The sequence below is a fragment of the Serratia sp. PL7 genome, assembly GCF_945957435.1.
The window spans coordinates 57,943-76,939 of record NZ_CAMFLB010000030.1; the positions used below are offsets into that span (position 1 = coordinate 57,943).

Below are 18,997 nucleotides of genomic sequence, written 5' to 3' on the forward strand. Positions count from 1 at the left end.
TTTTCGGAGTTAATGATGAAGCTTCTCTCTACTAATGTGCTGCAAGTTGGCACGCTTGCCACCGCAGCCTTATTCAGCGTCAGTAGCTTGGCCAGTGTGGTGATTAGTGGTACTCGGGTGATTTACCCCTCTGACGCTAAAGAAGTCAGCGTCAAAATCAGTAACGGCGGTCCATCACCGGTGTTGTTGCAAAGCTGGATCGATAACGGTGACGCCGACGCCAAACCGGCAGCGATCAAGGTGCCGTTTGTCCTGACGCCCCCGATGAACCGTGTGGAGCCAAGTAAAGGCCAGACGTTACGTATTAGCTACGCCGGTGGTTCGCTGCCGATGGATAAAGAATCGGTGTTCTGGCTTAACGTGCTGGAAGTCCCGGCTAAAGCCCAGGGTAAAGTGACAGAGAACCGCTTGCAGATGGCGTTCCGTTCGCGCATCAAGCTGTTCTATCGCCCAGCGGGTCTGCAAGGTAACGCCAATGAAGCGGCTAAAGCGCTAACCTGGAACAGCCAGGGTAATCGGGTACAGGCCAGCAATCCAACGCCTTATTATGTCTCGTTGGTCAACCTGTCGGTGAATGGTAAAAAACTTGACTATGCGATGGTGGCCCCTCGTAGCACCATGACATTGGACTTGGCGGGTAGTGCAGGTAGTAAGGTTACAGGGAGTTTCGTAAATGATTACGGTGCGGTTAATATTTTTGATGCAGTGATAAAATAACGTCCCCGCTATATAAAACACTCTCGCATTAATTTGTTGACCGCTATTCAGGAATCAGTTCTTGAAGGGATATCTATGTCTAAATATTTTCAATATGGCCTGTGTGCTCAGCTATCTCCACTGGCCCTAGCTATTTTATCAACTTTTTTTGCGGCTAACGTTAATGCTGAGATCGCGGCTTCGACATCACAAGATATTGCCAAAAATCTTGAATTCGATGCCTCTTTCCTGAATGTGGATGATGAAAAGTCGGTTGACCTTAGTCGTTTTGCCAACGGTTCCTCGGGCCTGCCTGGGGTCTATAAAACGGCTTTATATGTTAATAATCAACCGATCAGCAATACTGACATTGAATTCAAAGCGCGAGCAGATAAAAGCGTTTATCCCTGTCTGACCCGCGAACTGATTAAAAACATTGCGTTTGATTACGCCAAACTGCCAGCGGATTTTTTAACCTTGTTGAGCAAGGGGGAAGTCTGTTTCGATCTCCAGAGCCAGTTGCCAGAGGCTCAGGTGAATTACGACAGTAATGAGCAACGCCTGGATATTGTGGTTCCGCAGGTTTACATGCTCAACACCGCCCGTGGCACTGTTAGCCCGGAGCTGTGGGACAGCGGCGTACCGGCACTTTTGATGGGCTACAACGTCAACGGCTACACCAGCGAATCGCACGGCAATACCTTTAATTCACTGTTTGCCGGTGTGAACGCCGGGCTGAATGTCGGTGCCTGGTATCTACGTCACAACGGGTCTTATACCCGGATGGACAATGGGCCAAACCAGTACAGCAACCTCAACACTTATTTGCAGCGCGATATTCCAGTGCTCAAGGCGCGCGTGTTGATGGGCCAATCGAACACTACCGGGCAACTGTTCGATACGCTGCCGTTTACCGGTATTCAACTGGCCAGTGATGAGCGGATGTTGCCGGAGTCCCTGCGCGGTTATGCGCCGGATATCCGTGGCATTGCCCGCACCAACGCCCGCGTTACCGTGCGTCAGGGCGGCCAGGTGTTGTATGAAACTACGGTCACGCCGGGCGAATTTCTGATCAACGATCTGTACCCGACCGGTTACGGTGGGGATCTACAGGTCACTGTACGTGAGTCCGATGGTACCGAGCAGACTTTCAGCGTGCCTTATGCCTCGGTGGCTCAACTGCTGAGACCTGGGTCATCACGTTATTCGATCACCGCAGGTGAAGTCCGCAGCGATAACCTGCGTGAGAAACCGGCGCTGTATCAGGGCACCTATCAACTGGGGCTAACTAACGCCATCACCGGTTACGGTGGCCTGCAGGCCAGCCAGGATTACTACGCACTGCAGTTGGGTGCGGCGGTAGGCACGCCGATTGGTGCCTGGGCTTTTGACGTTACGCAGGCGCGTACCCATTTGGGGAACGGCACCGACGCCAATGGCCGACATGAGGCGGATAATAGCCTGAGTGGGCAAAGTTATAAGGTGAGCTATAGCAAGCTGATCAGCGAAACCAACAGCAACCTGTCGTTGGCGGCGTACCGCTTCTCAACCGATGGCTTTATGGATTTTATGACCGCGATGCAGACTCGTGACGCGGTAGCAGAAGGGTTTTCGCCGGAGTCGATCTCGCGAGCCAAAAATCGCCTGACGGTGACCGCGGGACAAGGTCTGCCGGAGAACTGGGGCCAGTTGTATATCAGCGGCTCCTTGCAGAATTACTGGAACAAAGACGGCAGCGAGAAGCAGTACCAGGTGGGTTACAACAATCGCTACAAGGACCTGTCCTACGGCCTGAGCATTAACCGCAGTTTCTCCAGCCTGGGCACGGCGCAGACCAACTATCTGTTGAGCTTCAGCCTGCCGTTGGGGCGTAGCGACGAAACCCACACGCCACAGTTGCGGATGGATTTGTCGCATGACAGCAGCGGCCGTTATGGCCAGCAGGCTACGGTATCCGGCACTGCTGGAATGGATAATCAGTTCAGCTACGGCGTGACGGCAATGAATGCCAATCAGGGCATGGGCTCCAGCGGCTCGCTGAGCGGTAACTATCGTACCCCGGCCACGGCGTTGAGCGGTACTTACAGTACCGGTAAAGGTTATCAAAGCGCCTCTGCCGGGATGAACGGCACGGTGATCGCCCACTCTGGTGGAGTGACCTTTACGCCGTACACGTCCGACACCTTCGCGCTAGTGGAAGCCAAGGGTGCAGAGGGAGCGAAAGTTTCCTCATATCCGGGCGTGAGCATCGATTCACGGGGGTACGCGATAGTGCCATACCTGAATCCGTACCAGATGAACGAGATCAGTATCGATCCGAAAGGGACGGCGGCCGGTGTGGAGTTGGATAACACCAGCCAGAAAGTCGCGCCATATTCCGGTGCGGTAGTGAAGATGAAATATACAACTAAGCAGGGGACGCCAATTCTGGTGAACGCGACCTATCAAGGGGAGCCGGTACCGTTTGGGGCCGATATCTTTGATAGCAAAGGCAACAGCGTAGGCTCAGTGGGCCAGGGCGGGCAGCTGTATGCGCGTGTGTCGCAAGACAAGGGCCAGTTGCGAGTGAAATGGGGTGAAGGCGGTGAGATGCAATGCACCGTCAGCTATGTGCTGATGCCTGTAGCCAAGGGCCAGGCGCAGATACAGCAATTCAACTCTCCTTGTGCGGCGACGACATCAGCCGGTTCCCAGAGAGTGAAACTGGCGAACAATGATGCGATATCGGCTGTTAACCAAGGCTAGCCGTCCGGTATGACAGCTATTCGGCTGGTGAAGCCAAATAAATTATGTCGTGCAGATTATATAAAATATAGCAAGTGTGGCGCATACGGTTGTGCCAGAGGTGAAAGAATGAAGAGAATAATGCAGCGTACAATTGGGCTACTTTTGTTCATGGTAGCCAGCAACAGCGCCTGGGCGGTGGTAAACTGTACTGCGATAGGTGGTAGCTCCCGTACCGATATCGTTCAACTAACCCCTCCCGCGATTTCTGCAGGGGCAGATATTCCTGTCGGAACGGTAATTTATCAAGGGCGCTGGATTAGTGGTTCAACCGGTATCAGTGTGATGGACTGTACATCCACGTTGGACCCTGCCTCAATGTGGCTTAACGTTGCCTGGAGTATTGAGCAGGCGCCTATGCCGCTTTCCAGTTGGTCAGGCAGCCCTTTCGGTGGCGCGGTATATGAGACCGGCATTCCAGGTATAGGCATTGCCATCTCCCGCAGCAATAATGGTGATGCGGCCAAGGTTGGCCAACCAAACTATCAGTTTCCCAACGATGTCGAGAGCCCGATAACTGGGGGGCATTATAAGCCTTATATGGCGAATAGGGTCATCTACGTCTCACTGATTAAAACCGGTGTTATTTCGCCTGGGAATCATACCTTGGATGCGTCGAAACTTCCGGTAGCCGGCCTGACTATTGTTAATCCGCTGTATCATGCCTCGACAACTGGATTGCCTATCACGGTTACCCAGGTTCAATTTCAGGGGCAATTAACGGTGTCGGCACAGACCTGTAGCACACCGCTGGTCGCTGTTGCAATGGGTGAATATGACATCGGAGAGTATTTTAACCGAATAGGTTCGACCACTCCTTGGCTTGATGCGTCAATTAGGCTGACCAATTGCCCAACCTTCTACGGTTTTTATAATGCTGATAACAGTACGCTGATGTTCGATTACACAACCGGCACCGGGCTTGTAGCCAACTCAACCAGTAACAGTATTGGTGTGCGATTAACCCCGGCAACTTCGGTGATCGATGCTGCCAATGGCGTGATGGAAATCGACTCGACGGTTCCAGGTGCGGCATCGGGCGTAGGCATCCAGCTCGGTTGGGGGGAGAGCAGCCAGACGCCGACATTGTTTAATTTTTCAACTGAACAGGCTATGACGCTGCCGAAAGATGGCAGCCCGACCATTCGTGTCCCGCTGTCCGCCCGATATATTCAAACGGCTTCGGCACCGACGCCGGGCAAGGCGAATGGCAAAGTGGTATTTACCATTAACTATTATTGAATTGCGGCCTGTGGATAACATAACTCATGACTATACAAACGTTCCGCTCGCCAGATTTTAGTATCTGCTTGCTGTGCTAACAATGAGATGGAGATTTATTTTTCATAAAGGAGTGCCATTGATATGTCTGGAAGAATTAATATAATTACCGATAATTATTATTTTTTTGTTGGGCTCAAGGCGTATTTGTATGCCGAGGGTAGGGTGATTAATCTAATGGCGCTCAATGAACTGAAAAACACCAGTGCTAGTAGCTTTGGCAAAGAGGATGTGCTGGTTTTTCATATGTTGAATTCAATGAGTGAAATGTCGTTCTTGATTGCTGTTGCCAAATTTCCGGGCAAAATAATTTTTTTGCCACGTGAAATGAAAATAAAATTCAACCTGGATTTTGGGCGGCATGTTGCCTTTGCAGAGGGTGCTGATGTAGACGCAGTGTTTAATGAGTTAGTCAAGATAGTCGGTGGGGAGCTTCCCGTTGCTACTTTTCTCCAGGATAGCTTAACCCGCAGAGAGAAGGCCGTACTGCTGTCTATGATCGATGGCATGAATATGCAGGCCATCGGCCACAGCTTACGTATCTCAACCAAAACCGTGTATACCCACCGGCGCAATGCGCTGCATAAACTGGGGGTGCGTAACCTGTTTCAGGCGTGCCCTATAAAAACCAGCGTGCTCAATTCAGCCATTTTTGCCGGTTAAAACCCCGGCCAGCACCGATTGGGTACTGGCCGGGTTAACCTGCCCTATTTTGTTGGTGCCGGGCCGATGTTGTCATCGATACGCTTGAGCATATAAGGGAAGAACGGGTTGGAGGACAGACGCATCAGCGAATCCAGCCCGACCACCAGCACCGCCCGCTCGCCACGTGCGGCAAAGGTCCCCAGGCTGATGCCGTATTGATTGCGCGGTTCCGGGTAGCGCCCGTACAGGGAATCACTCAGCGGGAACGGCAACGCCACGTGCGACAGCGAGAAGATATCCGGCAAATAGGTGATACCGAGCGGAACGGTGGTCTCTGCCGTTTGCCCTGCGAGGATGGTACGCGCCTCGGTATCGGTAGTTTCCGGTGTCACGTTGGTGACGATGGTGGCCGTATAGTTACGCGGTGGCGGTGGCAGCAGCCGCGGCAGCGCGGTATAGGATGAGCTTCGGAGTAACGGCCCAAACGCTACCGCCTGGTTTAAATCAAATAACACCACCTCACTGCCGTTGGCGGGGAGATGGTTATACAGCGCTGTAATCACCGCACGGGTGCTGACAGTCGAGTCCATCACCGATTGGAACGTCAGAATCGGTGGCAATTCGCCCATTTTGCCATTGCGCGAATCGGCGGCAATCTGCTTTTGCAATGCCTGGGTTAGCTGGAAGGACTGGCGTGCCGCGTTCACCGGGAACGAATTGTATTTGAACGGGTTAAACTCCGGCACAATTCCCAGCCAGGCGGCTTTGGCAAACGCCGGGAAGATGGCAGGCCAACCGGCAATACCGGCAAAACGGGCAAAGCTGGTGACGCCGATCATCGGAGAAATCAGCACTACACGCTGGGGTTTGGTCAGCCGAGGGTCATCCAACGCATCTAACGTGTATTTCATCGCCAACGCGCCGCCGTTTGAGAAACCAACGATATGCAGCGGGACGTCGTCACCTGCCAGGCGCTTGGCTTCACGGATCGCCAAGCGGGTGGCCGCCATCCAATCCTGCCAATCCACATCGGTCAGTGCTCCCGGTACGGTGCCATGCGCCGGTAAACGAATACCGACCGCCACATAGCCATATTCACGGTAATTATCCGCGATATGCCGCAGGCTGTAAGGGGTATCGGTCAAACCATGCAACAGCACGACAGCACCTTTCGGTTTGCCGTCCGGCATCATGATGTAGGAGCGGTTCCAGTCGGTGGGGAATTTCTCGGGATAGATCGGGCTGCCGGCATAGTAGCGGTTCAACGAGGTCTGCTGGCTGCTGTCCAGCTTGTCGGTCACATTCTGGCGGACCTCTTTGAAAATGGCGTCCTCGGCAGTCAGATAATCCGCCCAACTGGCCTTATCGATCTCATCGGCGCGCATTTCATTGGGGACAAAGGTATGCCAAAGCTGTAGTGATGGCCCACGCTGAGTTTCATAAACTCGCATGCCCAGCGCACCGACGATTAACACCACCAGCAGCAAGACAATGCGTTTAATCCATTTGATAAACATCAGGTTTAACTCCGTTTTTTATTGTAATGGCCGAGCCGGAAAACTCGCTTTTACCCCGCAAGGGGAGTTCGTCCCTGAATTCTGTATCCTATCAGCAAGGGGGCCATGTTGCGGCCTGACACCTAAACCGTGAAGCAACTTGTTCCCTTTAGCGTGGTGATACGGTGGTGGTGCTGCCATTGGTCACCAGTGCGACGCGCTGCCCGTTATGGAACTGGGTTGAGCCCTGTGCCTGAACGACCACGATATTCACGCCATCATCCCGGCGCACTTCCAGTTCCACCCCGGCGCTGCGGTTCATGGCGCTTTGGATACCTGAGCCAGCAGCTGCGCCCCCAACGGCACCTGCCGCCGTTGCCAGATTGCGCCCTGTTCCACCCCCCACGGTGTTACCCAGGAAGCCACCTACCACAGCCCCGCCGATGGCTCCAGCGGCGTTGTTGCCATCACCCCCCTGGATGGTGACCGGGCGCACGGAGACCAGTGTGCCATAAGTGACGAAGTTGGCCTGCCTGGCCTGTGCTGCTGTAAAGGTATCGCCGGAAGCGGTGCGATTAGCGTTACATCCGCTGAGAACGGCGGCAGCAAGAGCGACAACAATGATTGTTTTATTCATGAGATAACTCCGAGCAAGTTAAGTGCGCAAAGAGACAGTCGCTGTCTCATGCAAATAAGTATGGCAGGAACTTGATTTTATTCAGGTGATACGACAAAAAATTATATTCGGGCGTAAGAATAGAGATTAAGCGTTTTAGTATGCTGTTTTGCGTCAATTTCCCAAGAATATTCTCATTAATAAGTCTTAAATCAGTCTTATTAATTGTTCTTAAGGGAGGAATCAATGGTGGGGGTAGCCTGAACAATCCTGGAATTGCGAAGAATTGGTGGGAGAAACCAGAACAGGTCTGGCGTTCTCCCGATTTTATCTGAGGGTAATGTTAGGGCTTAACGGCAGCCGCGTCCGCCGCCCATCCCAGCTCCGCCCATCCCACGGCCCATCATTGGCACGCCGGCCTTGGCCAGATCGGTATCCAGCGCCACGCGTTGTTGGTACAGGTTGTCACGCAATGCGGTAACTTCTTTGCTCACGGCCAAGACCTTTTGTTCATCCAAAGGCTTGCTGGTCAGAAGCGCCTGATATTCGTATTGCTTGGACATCAGCTGTTGGCGCAGATCGGCGGTTTTCGACTGGAACTCATCAAAGGCTTTCTGGCTGACGGCTTGCTGTTCAGGCGTCAAGTTCGCACGGTTACCGTGCTGATAACCCATCCCCTGATGAGTTCCCTGTGCATTGGTCATGTTTGCGTGGTAACCATTTTGCGCCAGCGCAGTAGTGCTAACACCGGCTAGCAGGGCAACGGAGATAATGGCGGCGAAGGTGGTTTTAGTTAGCGTCATGATTGATTTCCTTTTGTTTAGGGTTCATGGATTCCATTTCTTTCATTGCAACCGTCGTGCCAGCTTCAGGCTGGCATGGGAATTGTATAGATCCAGGATCGCCTTTTTGGCTGGGCTAGCTCCAACCAACGGGTACCAGCCCAGGAGTGTCAGCATGCAGCGCGTTAAGTTTATGACAGTAATAAAAATAACTGACGGTGGAGGATGGCCGTTTGCTGGTCGCAATCCAGAGATAAAATGGGTTATTTTTACTCGCCATACTGATAGTGTGGGTAATAATTACCCGCACGCTGGCGTGCCGGTTGCAGAGGAAGCCAATGGAATTTAAAACCAAATCGACGCCCTTACCTGCCTGGATAGCGATTGCTGCGGTCGCGTTACTGCTCGGCATTATCATCACCCTGGCCATTAAAGATCTGCAGCGTGGTCGTGAGGTGGAGATCCAAACGCTACGAGAAAAAAGCGCGGTGTTGATGAGCTCGTTTGAATCCGGTGCCCGTACCGGTATGGGGATGCGTTGGCGTCACGATCAGCGCCAAACCCTGTTGGAGGAGATGGCCTATCAGCCGAACGTGCTGTACATCGCCATTACCGATCGCTCTGGCCGCATCCTGGCGCACAGCGATCCGCAACGCGTTGGCCAGCAGCTGTATAGCCCGCAACAGATGGCTGAGCTGAAAGTCTCCAGCGATGCACAATGGCATATGACGGTTTTTGATGAGCCACAGGCTCAGCAGCAGAATGCTTTCGAAGCCTACCGTTGGTTTAAGCCGCTCAAACGTGGTAGCGGCCACGCCGGCCATATGATGAACCGATCGCGTATGCAGGAGGCTGCCGAGTTTCAGGATGATGAGCAGGCCGTCATTTTTGCGGCGTTAGACACCGTCGCGCTGGATGCCGCCCAGGCAAAGGATATGCGCAACACCTCGATTTTGCTGTCCATCCTGTTGTTGCTGGCGTTAGCCAGTGTGTTGGCGCTGTTCTGGGGGCGGCGTTATCAGCGTTCCAGCCAGCAGTTGCAGGACTCAAGGGCCTTCTCCAGCGAAATTATCAGTAACTTGCCGATGGGCTTGATCACCACCAATGAGCAGCACCAGATCCGGGTGGTTAATCATGCGGCAGAAGTGATGTTGGGTTGTCGTGCCGCCGAGCTGTTTGGCCAGCCCAGCCATCAGGTGCTGCCCGCCGAATGGCAGCAACTGGCGCAGAAAAGTAGCCACGGCCAGCCGATTATCGAACAGGATATTGACTATCGGCTGGCTGGCGGGCAGAGCCTGCCGTTGAGCCTAGGCGTGGCGAATATTGTTAATCACAGCGGCCATTTTCTGGGCAACGTGTTTATCTTCCGCGATATGCGGGAAATTCGCCAACTGCAAGAGGAGATCCGCCGCAAAGAAAAGCTGGCGGCTATCGGCGATTTAGCGGCTGGCGTGGCCCACGAAATCCGCAATCCGCTTTCCTCCATCAAAGGCTTCGCCAAGTATTTTGCCGACCGTTCGCCTGCGGGTAGCGAACAGCATGAACTGGCCAAGGTGATGGCGAAAGAGGTCGATCGTCTCAACCGGGTGATCACCGAGTTACTGGCGCTGGTGCGCCCTGCCGATCTGCGTTTTCAGCGGGTGGCGATTAACGAGGTGATCGAACATTCGCTGCACCTGATCCGCCAGGATGCAGAGAGTAACAATATCGTCCTCCGTTCCCGTTGTGATGAAGCTTTGCCGCTGGTGGAGATCGACCCCGATCGCCTTACTCAGGTGTTGCTGAATCTCTATCTCAATGCCATCCAGGCGATTGGCTCGGAAGGCGTACTCGAGGTTGACGTTGAAGTGACCAAGGATGGGGCGATGCGCATTACCGTCAGCGACTCGGGTGCTGGTATCCCACCCGACGACCTTGGAAAAATCTTTAACCCTTACTTCACCACCAAGGCGACGGGCACAGGTCTGGGGCTAACCATGGTGCAGAAAGTGATCGAGGAGCATCAGGGGACGATCGCCGTGACCAGCGGCCAACCAACGGGCACACGCTTTACAATGGTGATCCCACTTAGTCACCAAACACTGCAGGGAGAGGCTCATGCAGACGCCTAATGCACATATTTTGCTGGTTGAGGACGATCTCAGCCACTGCACCATCCTCCAGGCGCTGATAAACGGCTGGGGTTACCGGGTCAGCGTGGCGCATAACGGCCGACAAGCGTTGGAGCAGGTCATGGCGCAACCGTTTGATCTGATCCTCAGCGACGTGCGGATGGCGGAAATGGACGGCATCGCGGCGCTGAAGGCCATCAAAAGCTATAACCCGGCGATCCCGATCCTGATCATGACTGCCTATTCCAACGTGGAGTCTGCCGTGGAAGCGATTAAGGCGGGGGCTTATGACTATCTGACCAAGCCTCTCGATTTCGATACGTTGCAGCTCACGCTGGCACGCGCGCTGGAGCATACCTCGTTAAAAAGCGAGAACCAGGATCTGAAGCAGCGCTTGCGGTTCGAACAGCAAAATTTTATTGGCCGCAGTGAACCGATGCGCAAACTGCTGGAAATGATCGCCATGATCGCCCCTTCCGAAGCAACGGTGTTGATCAGCGGCGAATCAGGCACCGGTAAGGAGCTGATAGCCCGGGCCGTACACGCCAATAGCCTGCGCAAGGATCGGCCATTGGTGAGCATCAACTGCGCCGCCTTGAGCGAATCTCTGTTGGAGTCGGAGCTGTTCGGTCATGAGAAAGGGGCATTTACCGGTGCCGACAAACGCCGGGAAGGGCGCTTTATGGAGGCTGACCAGGGCACGCTGTTCCTGGACGAAATTGGAGAAGTCTCGCCGTTGATGCAGGCGAAATTATTGCGGGCGATCCAGGAGCGGGAGATCCAGCGGGTGGGCAGTAATCAGACCCTGTCGGTGGATGTACGCCTGATCGCGGCAACTAATCGGGATCTGTTGGCGGACGTGGAGGCTGGCAGATTCCGCCAGGATCTCTACTATCGGCTGAATGTGGTGACGGTGGACAGCCCGCCGCTGAGGGCGCGCCGCGAAGACATTCCCCTGTTGGCGATGCACTTCCTGGCCAAATTTGCCGAGCGTAACCGTAAGACGGTCAAGGGATTCACCCCGTTGGCGATGGATATGCTGCTGAAATACCCCTGGCCGGGCAACGTGCGTGAGCTGGAGAACAGCGTTGAGCGTGGGGTGATCCTGCTGAGTGGGGACTTTATCAGTGAAAAAGAGCTGCCGCTGAGCGTCAGCCAGTGCGCCGATGTGCAGCCGGATCGCCAATGTGGCCAAGCGATCCAGCCGTTGGAACAGGTAGAGAAACAGGCGATTTTGGCGGCGCTTGAACAAACTGCCGGTAACAAGACCGAGGCGGCCAAACAGCTCGGCATTACCCGTAAGACGCTGTTGGCCAAGTTACAGAAGTAGCTTCTGGCTTCTGTTCACACCCCCTCACCCTAACCCTCTCCCACAGGGAGAGGGGACCGCTCGAGTCCCCACTGAATTACAGCAATTTGTCTTTATATTAAATAGTTACAGAATGACTTTGCCCCCTGCCACGCGCTCCGTTCAGCTCCATCTCCTTTTTGGGGAGAGGGTTGGGGTGAGGGGAGCAGCGATCTCCGGCTGACCAGTGATTATCCAGACGGTGTCACAGATCGCTTCCCATACCTGATCACAACGTCGTATCAGCTCCCTCTCCCTGTGGGAGAGGGTTGGGGTGAGGGGAGCAGCGATCTCCGGCTGACCATTGATTATCCAGACGGTGTCACAGATCGCTTCCCATACCTGATCACAACGCCGTATCAGCTCCCTCTCCCTGTGGGAGAGGGTTGGGGTGAGGGGGCGGTTTCCGCTCGCAGCTCAGCCACCCGTTGCTGCACATCAGGCCACGGTTTTTGCTTGGCAAAGTCCTGCCGCAGATATTGCAGCAGCGCAGCGATTTGCTCGTCGTTGAGGTTATACCGGAACGCAGGCATATAACCCAATTCGCCTTTGGCCGGATGCTGGATACCGGAAAGTACCACGCGGATGGCATTATCCGGGCTGTCGCTATACAGGTTGCTGTTCAGGACCAGGGAAGGGCGTACGCCCTGCATCTGCGCGCCTTTCTCCTGAGAGTGACAAGCCATGCAGGCCCCGGAGAAAATTCGGGCCCCCTGTGATGACAGCGGCTCTACCCTTTGCTCCGCTAATCGGCTGATCTCTGCGGCCTTACCGGGCAGGCTTTGATCCTGAGGATGGAAGGAACTCAGATAGGTAGCAATGGCCTGTAAATCTTCTGATGGCAACTGAGAAAGCCCCTCCTCGATCACTGGTGCCATCGGCCCTGCTGCCACGCCGTGGTTAGCCGAGTAGCCGGTTTGCATAAAGGTCACTAAATCTTGCTTGCTCCAGGCCAGCGGTAATTGATCGTTGGCCGTCAGAGCCGGAGCGGTCCATCCTTCTGCGACACCGCCGTTTAGATGTTCGCTGCCCCCTTGCTCCCCAAACAGAAAGTTTCGTGGTGAATGACAGGCGCTGCAATGGCCCAGCCCCTCCGTCAAATAGGCTCCCCGGTTCCACTCTTTACTCTGGCTGGCCTCTGGCTGCATGGCACCGGGCGTCAGATAGAGCCAGTTCCAGGTCACGATACCCTGACGGATATTGAAGGGGAAATGTAATGAGGTTTTCGGCGGCTGGTAGTGCACCGCTGGCTGCGTCATCAGGTAAGCGTAAAGTGCCTTGAGATCTTCGTCGCTGGTGCGGGTAAAGGCGGTATAGGGGAAAGCCGGGTAGAGGTAATTGCCCTGGCGATCGACCCCGTGACGCATGGCGCGTTCAAAGGCGGGATAGGACCATCTGCCAATTCCTGTTTCCAGGTCGGGCGTAATATTGCTGGTATAGATGGTGCCGAACGGGATCTCCATCGCCAGCCCGCCGGTATTGCGTTCACCACCGGGGCGGGTGTGGCACACCGCACAATCGCCAAGAGCGGCTAGGCGCTCACCTTTTTCAATCTGCGCCTGGCTGAAATTGCGGGTATTCAGGGGCTCGGTTTGCACCATTTCTGGCTGCCAGGTGGCAATCCCACCTACCGCGACGATGATGGCAACGGCCAGCGCGCCCAGCCCGGCGATTTTCTTTATCTTGTGCATAATGTGTTACCTGTTTGCATGGCTGGAAGAGGTGGCAGTAGCTAAAGCCTTCAGGATCCGTTCCGGGGTGAAGGGGACTTCACGCAGTCTGACGCCCAGCGCATCAAATAACGCATTGGCGATGGCGGCAGCGCTAGGTACGGAGGCGGATTCACCGGCCCCCATCGGCGGCTCATGTGGGTTATCCAGCAGTTGGATATCCACCTCTGGTAGTTCGTCAAACCGCAGCAGAGGGTAACCGCCCCAATCCAGTGAGGTCACTCCGCTGCCGTCAAAGGTGACAAACTCTTTCAGGACCCGGCTGGCAGACTGGATGATGTTGCCATGCACCTGATGGCGCACCCCGGCCGGATTGACGATTTGCCCGCAGTCGTGGGCAACGTAGATCTTGTTCAGTTTGATCTGCCCGTTGCGGCGATTAACGCTGAGATCGCAGATCCAGGCCGCCCAGGCGGCACCAAAACCGGGGAATTTGCTGTGGAAGTAACGGGCATAGGCGAAACCTCGGCCATTGACCACTTCTTGATCCTCGTCCACTGGATTACGATGGGCGGGGCCATCCTGCCAGTTGGCCTGTTTTTTCAGCGCGTGGATCAACGTAATGGCGCGCGGATCGGTTAAATATTGCAGCCGGTAGGCGATCGGGTCCTGTTTGGCGAGGTAGGCCAATTCGTCGATCCAGCTTTCATGGGCAAACACGTTCGGCAGCGCCGACACGCCACGCATCCAGGAAGCCCGCACGATGGGGGCCGCATCTTCCGCAATTACCCGCATATGCGGATATTCATACTGAGGCACGGCGGTACGATCACCCATTTGCTGCACATCTGGCCGATTGGCGACCTTGCCGGTTAATACCAGCGGCAGGGTAACGGCGTTGTTGGAGGGATAGCTGGTTCTCAGCTCATAGGCGGCGACCTGATGGTTGGCATCCAGCCCGCCACGTACGCGGATCAATTGCCCGGTACCTTTTGGCTCCCAACCCGCTTCCTGCTCGCGCATCAACTGCACCCTCACCGGCTTGCCAGTGGCATGCGACAGTAAGGCCGCATCTGCCGAAACGTCATCGGCACAGTTACGGCCATAACAGCCGGAAGCTTCCATGCGGTTGATGTGCACCTGTTCCAGCTCCCGGCCAAGCAATTTGGCAATGTCTTTGCGCAGGTCGTGGGGATTTTGCGTACCAGACCAGATTTCCACCTGATGCGCGTTTACCTCGGCCACGGCACAGGAAGGGCCGATGGAGGCATGTAAATGATAAGGCCAAACGTAGTCGACATTGACCTGCGTTGTGACTGCGGCAAGGGCGTCGGTGGTGCCCGGATCGTCGCGCAAAATTCGCTCGGCTTTCGGCATGGCTTCCAACGTAGCGTGCAGCTTGTCCAAAGACAGATCGGGTAACCCGGCCCAGGGCTGCCATTGCACCTTTAGTTGGCGCATGGCTGCGATCGCCTGCTCCTCACGCTCGGCTACGATGCCGATAAAGTCATTGATGACCACCAGTTTGACAATACCGGGCAGGTGGGCGATGGATCCCCGATCGACGGAGATCATCGCTTTTCCCAATGGTGCGCTGCTGTCTGCTCCGGCATAAGGCGGGCGCACCACCCGGCCATGTAACATGCCTGGTAGGCGCATATCGTGCACATAGGTCAGTTGGCCGCGAACCTTGGCCGGAATATCGACGCGCGCGACCGGTTTGCCCACATACTGGCCGCTTTGCGGGCTTTTCAGCTCCACATTGCTGTTCAGCGGCAGATGCAGATCCTGCCCACGCGCCAGTTCGGCGTAGCTCAGGCGGGTTGAGGGGGCATCTGGGGCAAAGACAAAGCCATTGGCGGTTGTCAGCTGTGCGGCCGGGCGCTTGAAGGCCATAGCTGCCAGTTCCACCAGCAATTGCCGTACCTGCGCTGCCGCCTGACGCAAGGGAACCGAGGTTACCTGAATGGTGGCGCTGGCGATGGTTGGGCCTTGATCGGGCGTACGATTGGTATCGCCCAGGATCAGCGTAACATCGTCGAAAGCCACGTCCAGTTCATCGGCGACAATCTGCGCCAGTGAGGTGCGTATGCCGGTGCCGAGATCGACGTGGCCGTTAAACGCGGTCACTTTGCCGTCGGCACTGAGGGCAATAAAGCTGCTGATACGGTCCAGAGGGATCGCTTGACCTGCGGCGGCAGGGCTGCCCGCCAGCGCGTTTAAGGGTAACAGGCTGCTGACCATCACTACGCCACCCGCCTGCAGCAGGCGGCGACGGGTTATCTGCATCTCCATCATTGGGCACCGCGCTCGGCCAGTAGCCGCTTGGCCTGTTGCGCCGCAGCCAGAATTTCCAGATGGGTACCGCAACGGCACAGGTTGAAGGCTAATTCGTTTTTGATTTGTTGCTCGCTGGCTTGGGGATCGCGTTCAAACAGCGCCACCAGCGTCATAATCATGCCATTGGTGCAGTAGCCACACTGCGCGGCCTGTTCATCGATAAAGCCCTGTTGCACCGGATGTAAATGGCCTTCCTGGCTTAGCCCTTCCAGCGTGGTGATCGTTTTGCCCTGGGCAGCAGACAGCGGGGTGGAACAAGAGCGGGCCGCAACGCCGTCGATCAGTACGGTACAGGCACCGCATTCACCCAGGCCACAGCCATATTTGGGGCCGTTGAGTTGTAGATCGTTGCGTAGGACATACAGCAGGGGAGTCTCTGGTGGGATATTGCTCAGTGCGACCAAACGGCCATTAACCTTAATTTCCATGTAAAACCCTATCCTTGATGAGTTTAATTTTTTGTGAATTCTATGTTGATGGCTAGGGGCTTGTTTGATCAAAAGAGGGATTTTTAATGATTCGCAGAATAATTATTGAAACAGGATGTGATGTAATGCATTGATAATCAATAAGAGTTATAAGCAGCGGCGAGCCAATGCCCACCGCTGTTGTGAGAGGTTAGCCAGGGGTTAAGCGAGAAACTCAACCTTGCCGCCGTCCAGATGGTACATGCTGCCTACAATCTTGATTTTTCCTTCCTCTTCCAGTTTTTTCAGCACCGGGCTGTTTTTGCGGATATCGGCGATGGTCATCTCGACATTGGTTTTGGCGACGGCATCGACAAACTCATAGTTGCTACCGCTGCGGTCGCCTTTGAATTCGGTTTTGTCGATGGCCGGTTTGATCTTGTTGAGTAATCCGGTCAGGTTACCCAGCTCGACATTCTCGATAGCGCCTCTTATCGCACCACAGGCGGTGTGCCCCATCACCAGGACCACTTTTGCTCCGGCAGCAGCACAGGCAAACTCCATGCTGCCCAGAATGTCGTCATTCTGAATGTTACCAGCAACGCGTGCGTTAAAGGTTTCGCCAATGCCGACGTCAAACAGAATTTCTGCCGGGGCGCGTGAGTCAATGCAGCTTAAAATGACCGCTGCTGGGAACTGCCCCTGAGCGCTGGCCTGCTTCTGGGCGACATAGTCATGCTGCTGCATTTTGCCTTCCCGAAAGCGCATATTGCCTTGTTTAAAGCTGGCGATGATATCGTCCGGCGTCATTTTATCGCGCTGTTCTTTGGTCATCGCGGCGGCAAAGGCCACTGAAGGTGCGGTGAAACCGGCAATGCCGGTCATAGCTAATACTGAAAGGGCTGCGGTACGTTTTAGCAGGGCACGGCGTGGCGGTTCTTGATCGGGGAGCTTACTCATATACGTTATTCCTTGTGTACTGTTTTGGAGGAAAACACGTTGATTAGCCGGATTCCAAGGGCAATGAAACAACCTGGCGTAGTGGTATTGAAAGTGTATAGCCTTGAAAAAGGTAAGCACTTATAAGTGTATATGTGACCCTATTTTTTGCTGGGTATTTTATGAAAAAAATGAGGCCGCCGGGGACCAGATTCCTGTTTGTTCGCGCCAGACAATGGCTTAACATAGTGACAACTTTTTTTGCCTGGCCTATATGGATATCCAATGCGTCACCTGTTTACGCTTTTACCCCTAATTCCTTTGCTGGCTGCCTGTAGCAGCGAGCCTAAACCTACCGAGCAACTGGCCCCCCCAGATAGCCTGGTGCAGAGTGGCTTTGTGCTTGAACCGGAGCATGCCATTCATCCACTGGGCGGCGACTTTGCCAATAATCCGGCAACGGCGCGCTTTATCGACAAGATGGTGCAGGAGCACGGCTTTGAGCGCCAGCAGTTGCATGACGTACTGGCCCAGGCCAAACAGCTGGACTGGGTGGTGGCTCTGATGGATAAGCAGGCACCCGCTGGCAAGCCAGCGACGTCACCAAACGGTGCCTGGATCCGCTATCGCAACAAGTTCCTGACGCCGGACAACGTGCAGAATGGGGTGGTGTTCTGGAATAAATATGAGGCGGATCTCCAGCGCGCCTATCAGGTTTACGGTGTACCGCCAGAAATTATCGTGGGCATTATCGGGGTGGAAACTCGCTGGGGCCGGGTGATGGGCAAAACGCGCATTATCGATGCGTTGGCGACGCTGTCGTTTAACTACCCACGCCGTGCCGACTACTTTAGCGGTGAGTTGGCCACCTTCCTGCTGATGGCGCGTGCCGAAGGTGACGATCCGCTTTCCCTGCGCGGCTCCTACGCTGGTGCGATGGGCTATGGCCAGTTTATGCCTTCGTCGTTCAAGAGCTATGCGGTGGACTTCAACGGCGACGGCCATATCAACCTGTGGGATCCGGTGGATGCCATCGGCAGCGTAGCCAACTACTTCAAAGCTCATGGCTGGACGCGTGGGGCAACGGTGGCGGTGCCGGCTAATGGCCAAGCTCCTGGTTTAGAGACTGGTTTCAAAACCAACTACTCGGTCGCTACGCTGGCCGCAGCGGGCTTGACGCCGCAAGGCTCGTTGGAAGGTAATCAGCAGGTCAGCCTGCTGCGTCTGGATATGGGCAACCGTTATCAATACTGGTACGGCCTGCCGAACTTCTACGCCATCACCCGCTATAACCACAGCGTGCATTATTCGATGGCGGTGTGGCAGTTGGGGGAAGCGGTGGGCAGGGCTCGGCGCGGGCAGTGAGTTTTTCTGATTTTTGAGCGAGTTTCAGGCGTAAAAAAACCCGATGGTGAATCGGGTTTTTTTACTTTCCGGCCTGAGTTGGTGTCTCTGGCCAGGATGAGAACATCATCATCTAACAACCCAATATTATTACCTTAAAGGTAATTTCGCAAGTTGGGGATGGGGCGTCGGAACTAAAGGTGGGTATAATCGGCTGGTTAGCTCTGTTGATGGTATTGCTCTGGGATTGTGCATGACGCTTTCTAAGTCCTGGCTGAATTACGGGTGGTGCCGGTTTCGGTGCTCTGGCTGGAGTGAGAACATCATCATCTAACAATGAGATACCTGCCGCGACAGGCAATGGAAGGGTAAGCGGTAGTGCTCTCACTCCTTTTTAAGGAGTAACGGATGAAAACTTTCATTGATAAAGTTCTCATCGTTCTGAAAGCGCTGGTTGCGCTGTTGGAACTGATCCGCAGATTCATCGACTGATGAAGGTGGAAACGTAAATAAGGCCAGGGAGGCTAACCACTCTCTG

General features: G+C 54.7%; 16 protein-coding genes. 9 read left to right on the forward strand and 7 right to left on the reverse strand.

Annotated features, from left to right (window positions below):
• The first annotated feature begins 15 nt into the window (after positions 1-15).
• The 4 genes from N6G83_RS47560 (at position 16) to N6G83_RS47575 (ending at position 5,424) form a co-directional block, all read left to right on the forward strand.
• Entirely contained in the window at positions 16-717 is a 702-nt protein-coding gene (locus N6G83_RS47560) for a fimbria/pilus periplasmic chaperone (RefSeq protein ID WP_211136394.1), read from the forward strand.
• A 75-nt stretch (positions 718-792) separates the two neighbouring features.
• Complete coding sequence (locus N6G83_RS47565) at positions 793-3,441, forward strand: fimbria/pilus outer membrane usher protein (protein ID WP_211136389.1); 2,649 nt, start codon at positions 793-795, stop codon at positions 3,439-3,441.
• Positions 3,442-3,549: 108 nt separating this feature from the next.
• On the forward strand, positions 3,550-4,722 hold the full coding sequence (locus N6G83_RS47570) for a fimbrial protein (RefSeq protein ID WP_211136390.1): 1,173 nt from the start codon (positions 3,550-3,552) through the stop codon (positions 4,720-4,722).
• 123 nt (positions 4,723-4,845) lie between these two features.
• Positions 4,846-5,424 carry a helix-turn-helix transcriptional regulator gene (locus tag N6G83_RS47575; protein ID WP_199062775.1) on the forward strand — a complete coding sequence of 193 codons (579 nt, stop codon included), beginning with the start codon at positions 4,846-4,848 and terminating at the stop codon, positions 5,422-5,424.
• A gap of 44 nt (positions 5,425-5,468) precedes the next feature.
• On the opposite strand, the gene N6G83_RS47580 is transcribed toward N6G83_RS47575, so the two are convergent.
• From N6G83_RS47580 to N6G83_RS47590, 3 genes are all read right to left on the reverse strand, one after another.
• Positions 5,469-6,923: an alpha/beta hydrolase gene (locus N6G83_RS47580; RefSeq protein ID WP_211136391.1), complete on the reverse strand. Its 1,455-nt coding sequence runs from the start codon at positions 6,921-6,923 to the stop codon at positions 5,469-5,471.
• A gap of 148 nt (positions 6,924-7,071) precedes the next feature.
• Positions 7,072-7,539, reverse strand: coding sequence for a glycine zipper 2TM domain-containing protein (locus N6G83_RS47585; RefSeq protein ID WP_199062777.1), 468 nt, complete (start codon positions 7,537-7,539; stop codon positions 7,072-7,074).
• A 329-nt stretch (positions 7,540-7,868) separates the two neighbouring features.
• Positions 7,869-8,321: a periplasmic heavy metal sensor gene (locus tag N6G83_RS47590; protein ID WP_074031669.1), complete on the reverse strand. Its 453-nt coding sequence runs from the start codon at positions 8,319-8,321 to the stop codon at positions 7,869-7,871.
• Between the two features lie 154 nt (positions 8,322-8,475).
• Here N6G83_RS47590 and N6G83_RS47595 point away from each other — a divergent pair, with 154 nt between their 5' ends.
• From N6G83_RS47595 to N6G83_RS47605, 3 genes are read left to right on the forward strand one after another with little or no spacing between them, the layout of a single operon-like run.
• Positions 8,476-8,649, forward strand: a complete 174-nt coding sequence (locus N6G83_RS47595) for a hypothetical protein (protein ID WP_260524218.1) — start codon at positions 8,476-8,478, stop codon at positions 8,647-8,649.
• Positions 8,639-10,411 carry a PAS domain-containing sensor histidine kinase gene (locus N6G83_RS47600; RefSeq protein WP_211136393.1) on the forward strand — a complete coding sequence of 591 codons (1,773 nt, stop codon included), beginning with the start codon at positions 8,639-8,641 and terminating at the stop codon, positions 10,409-10,411. Before N6G83_RS47595 ends, N6G83_RS47600 begins: the two co-directional genes overlap by 11 nt.
• On the forward strand, positions 10,398-11,741 hold the full coding sequence (locus tag N6G83_RS47605) for a sigma 54-interacting transcriptional regulator (protein ID WP_074031679.1): 1,344 nt from the start codon (positions 10,398-10,400) through the stop codon (positions 11,739-11,741). The genes N6G83_RS47600 and N6G83_RS47605 overlap by 14 nt, the downstream gene beginning before the upstream one ends.
• A gap of 377 nt (positions 11,742-12,118) precedes the next feature.
• Here the strand turns inward: N6G83_RS47605 and N6G83_RS47610 are convergent, their stop codons facing one another.
• The 4 genes from N6G83_RS47610 to N6G83_RS47625 all read right to left on the reverse strand — a co-directional run bounded on the left by N6G83_RS47610 (position 12,119) and on the right by N6G83_RS47625 (position 17,136).
• Positions 12,119-13,450 (reverse strand): c-type cytochrome, encoded by a 1,332-nt coding sequence (locus N6G83_RS47610; protein WP_211136439.1) that lies wholly within the window; start codon positions 13,448-13,450, stop codon positions 12,119-12,121.
• Positions 13,451-13,456: 6 nt separating this feature from the next.
• On the reverse strand, positions 13,457-15,727 hold the full coding sequence (locus N6G83_RS47615; RefSeq protein WP_211136438.1) for a molybdopterin cofactor-binding domain-containing protein: 2,271 nt from the start codon (positions 15,725-15,727) through the stop codon (positions 13,457-13,459).
• Positions 15,724-16,197 carry a (2Fe-2S)-binding protein gene (locus N6G83_RS47620; RefSeq protein ID WP_074031689.1) on the reverse strand — a complete coding sequence of 158 codons (474 nt, stop codon included), beginning with the start codon at positions 16,195-16,197 and terminating at the stop codon, positions 15,724-15,726. Before N6G83_RS47620 ends, N6G83_RS47615 begins: the two co-directional genes overlap by 4 nt.
• A gap of 201 nt (positions 16,198-16,398) precedes the next feature.
• Positions 16,399-17,136, reverse strand: a complete 738-nt coding sequence (locus N6G83_RS47625) for a carbonic anhydrase (RefSeq protein ID WP_098928624.1) — start codon at positions 17,134-17,136, stop codon at positions 16,399-16,401.
• A gap of 264 nt (positions 17,137-17,400) precedes the next feature.
• On the opposite strand from N6G83_RS47625, the gene mltB reads away from it, so the two are divergent.
• Both mltB and dinQ read left to right on the forward strand, forming a co-directional pair.
• Positions 17,401-18,480, forward strand: a complete 1,080-nt coding sequence (gene mltB, locus N6G83_RS47630; RefSeq protein ID WP_098928622.1) for a lytic murein transglycosylase B — start codon at positions 17,401-17,403, stop codon at positions 18,478-18,480.
• A 387-nt stretch (positions 18,481-18,867) separates the two neighbouring features.
• The gene (gene dinQ / locus N6G83_RS55005) at positions 18,868-18,951 is read left to right on the forward strand and encodes a damage-inducible type I toxin DinQ (protein ID WP_363135933.1); all 84 of its coding nucleotides are present in this window, start codon (positions 18,868-18,870) and stop codon (positions 18,949-18,951) included.
• Positions 18,952-18,997: the final 46 nt, after the last annotated feature.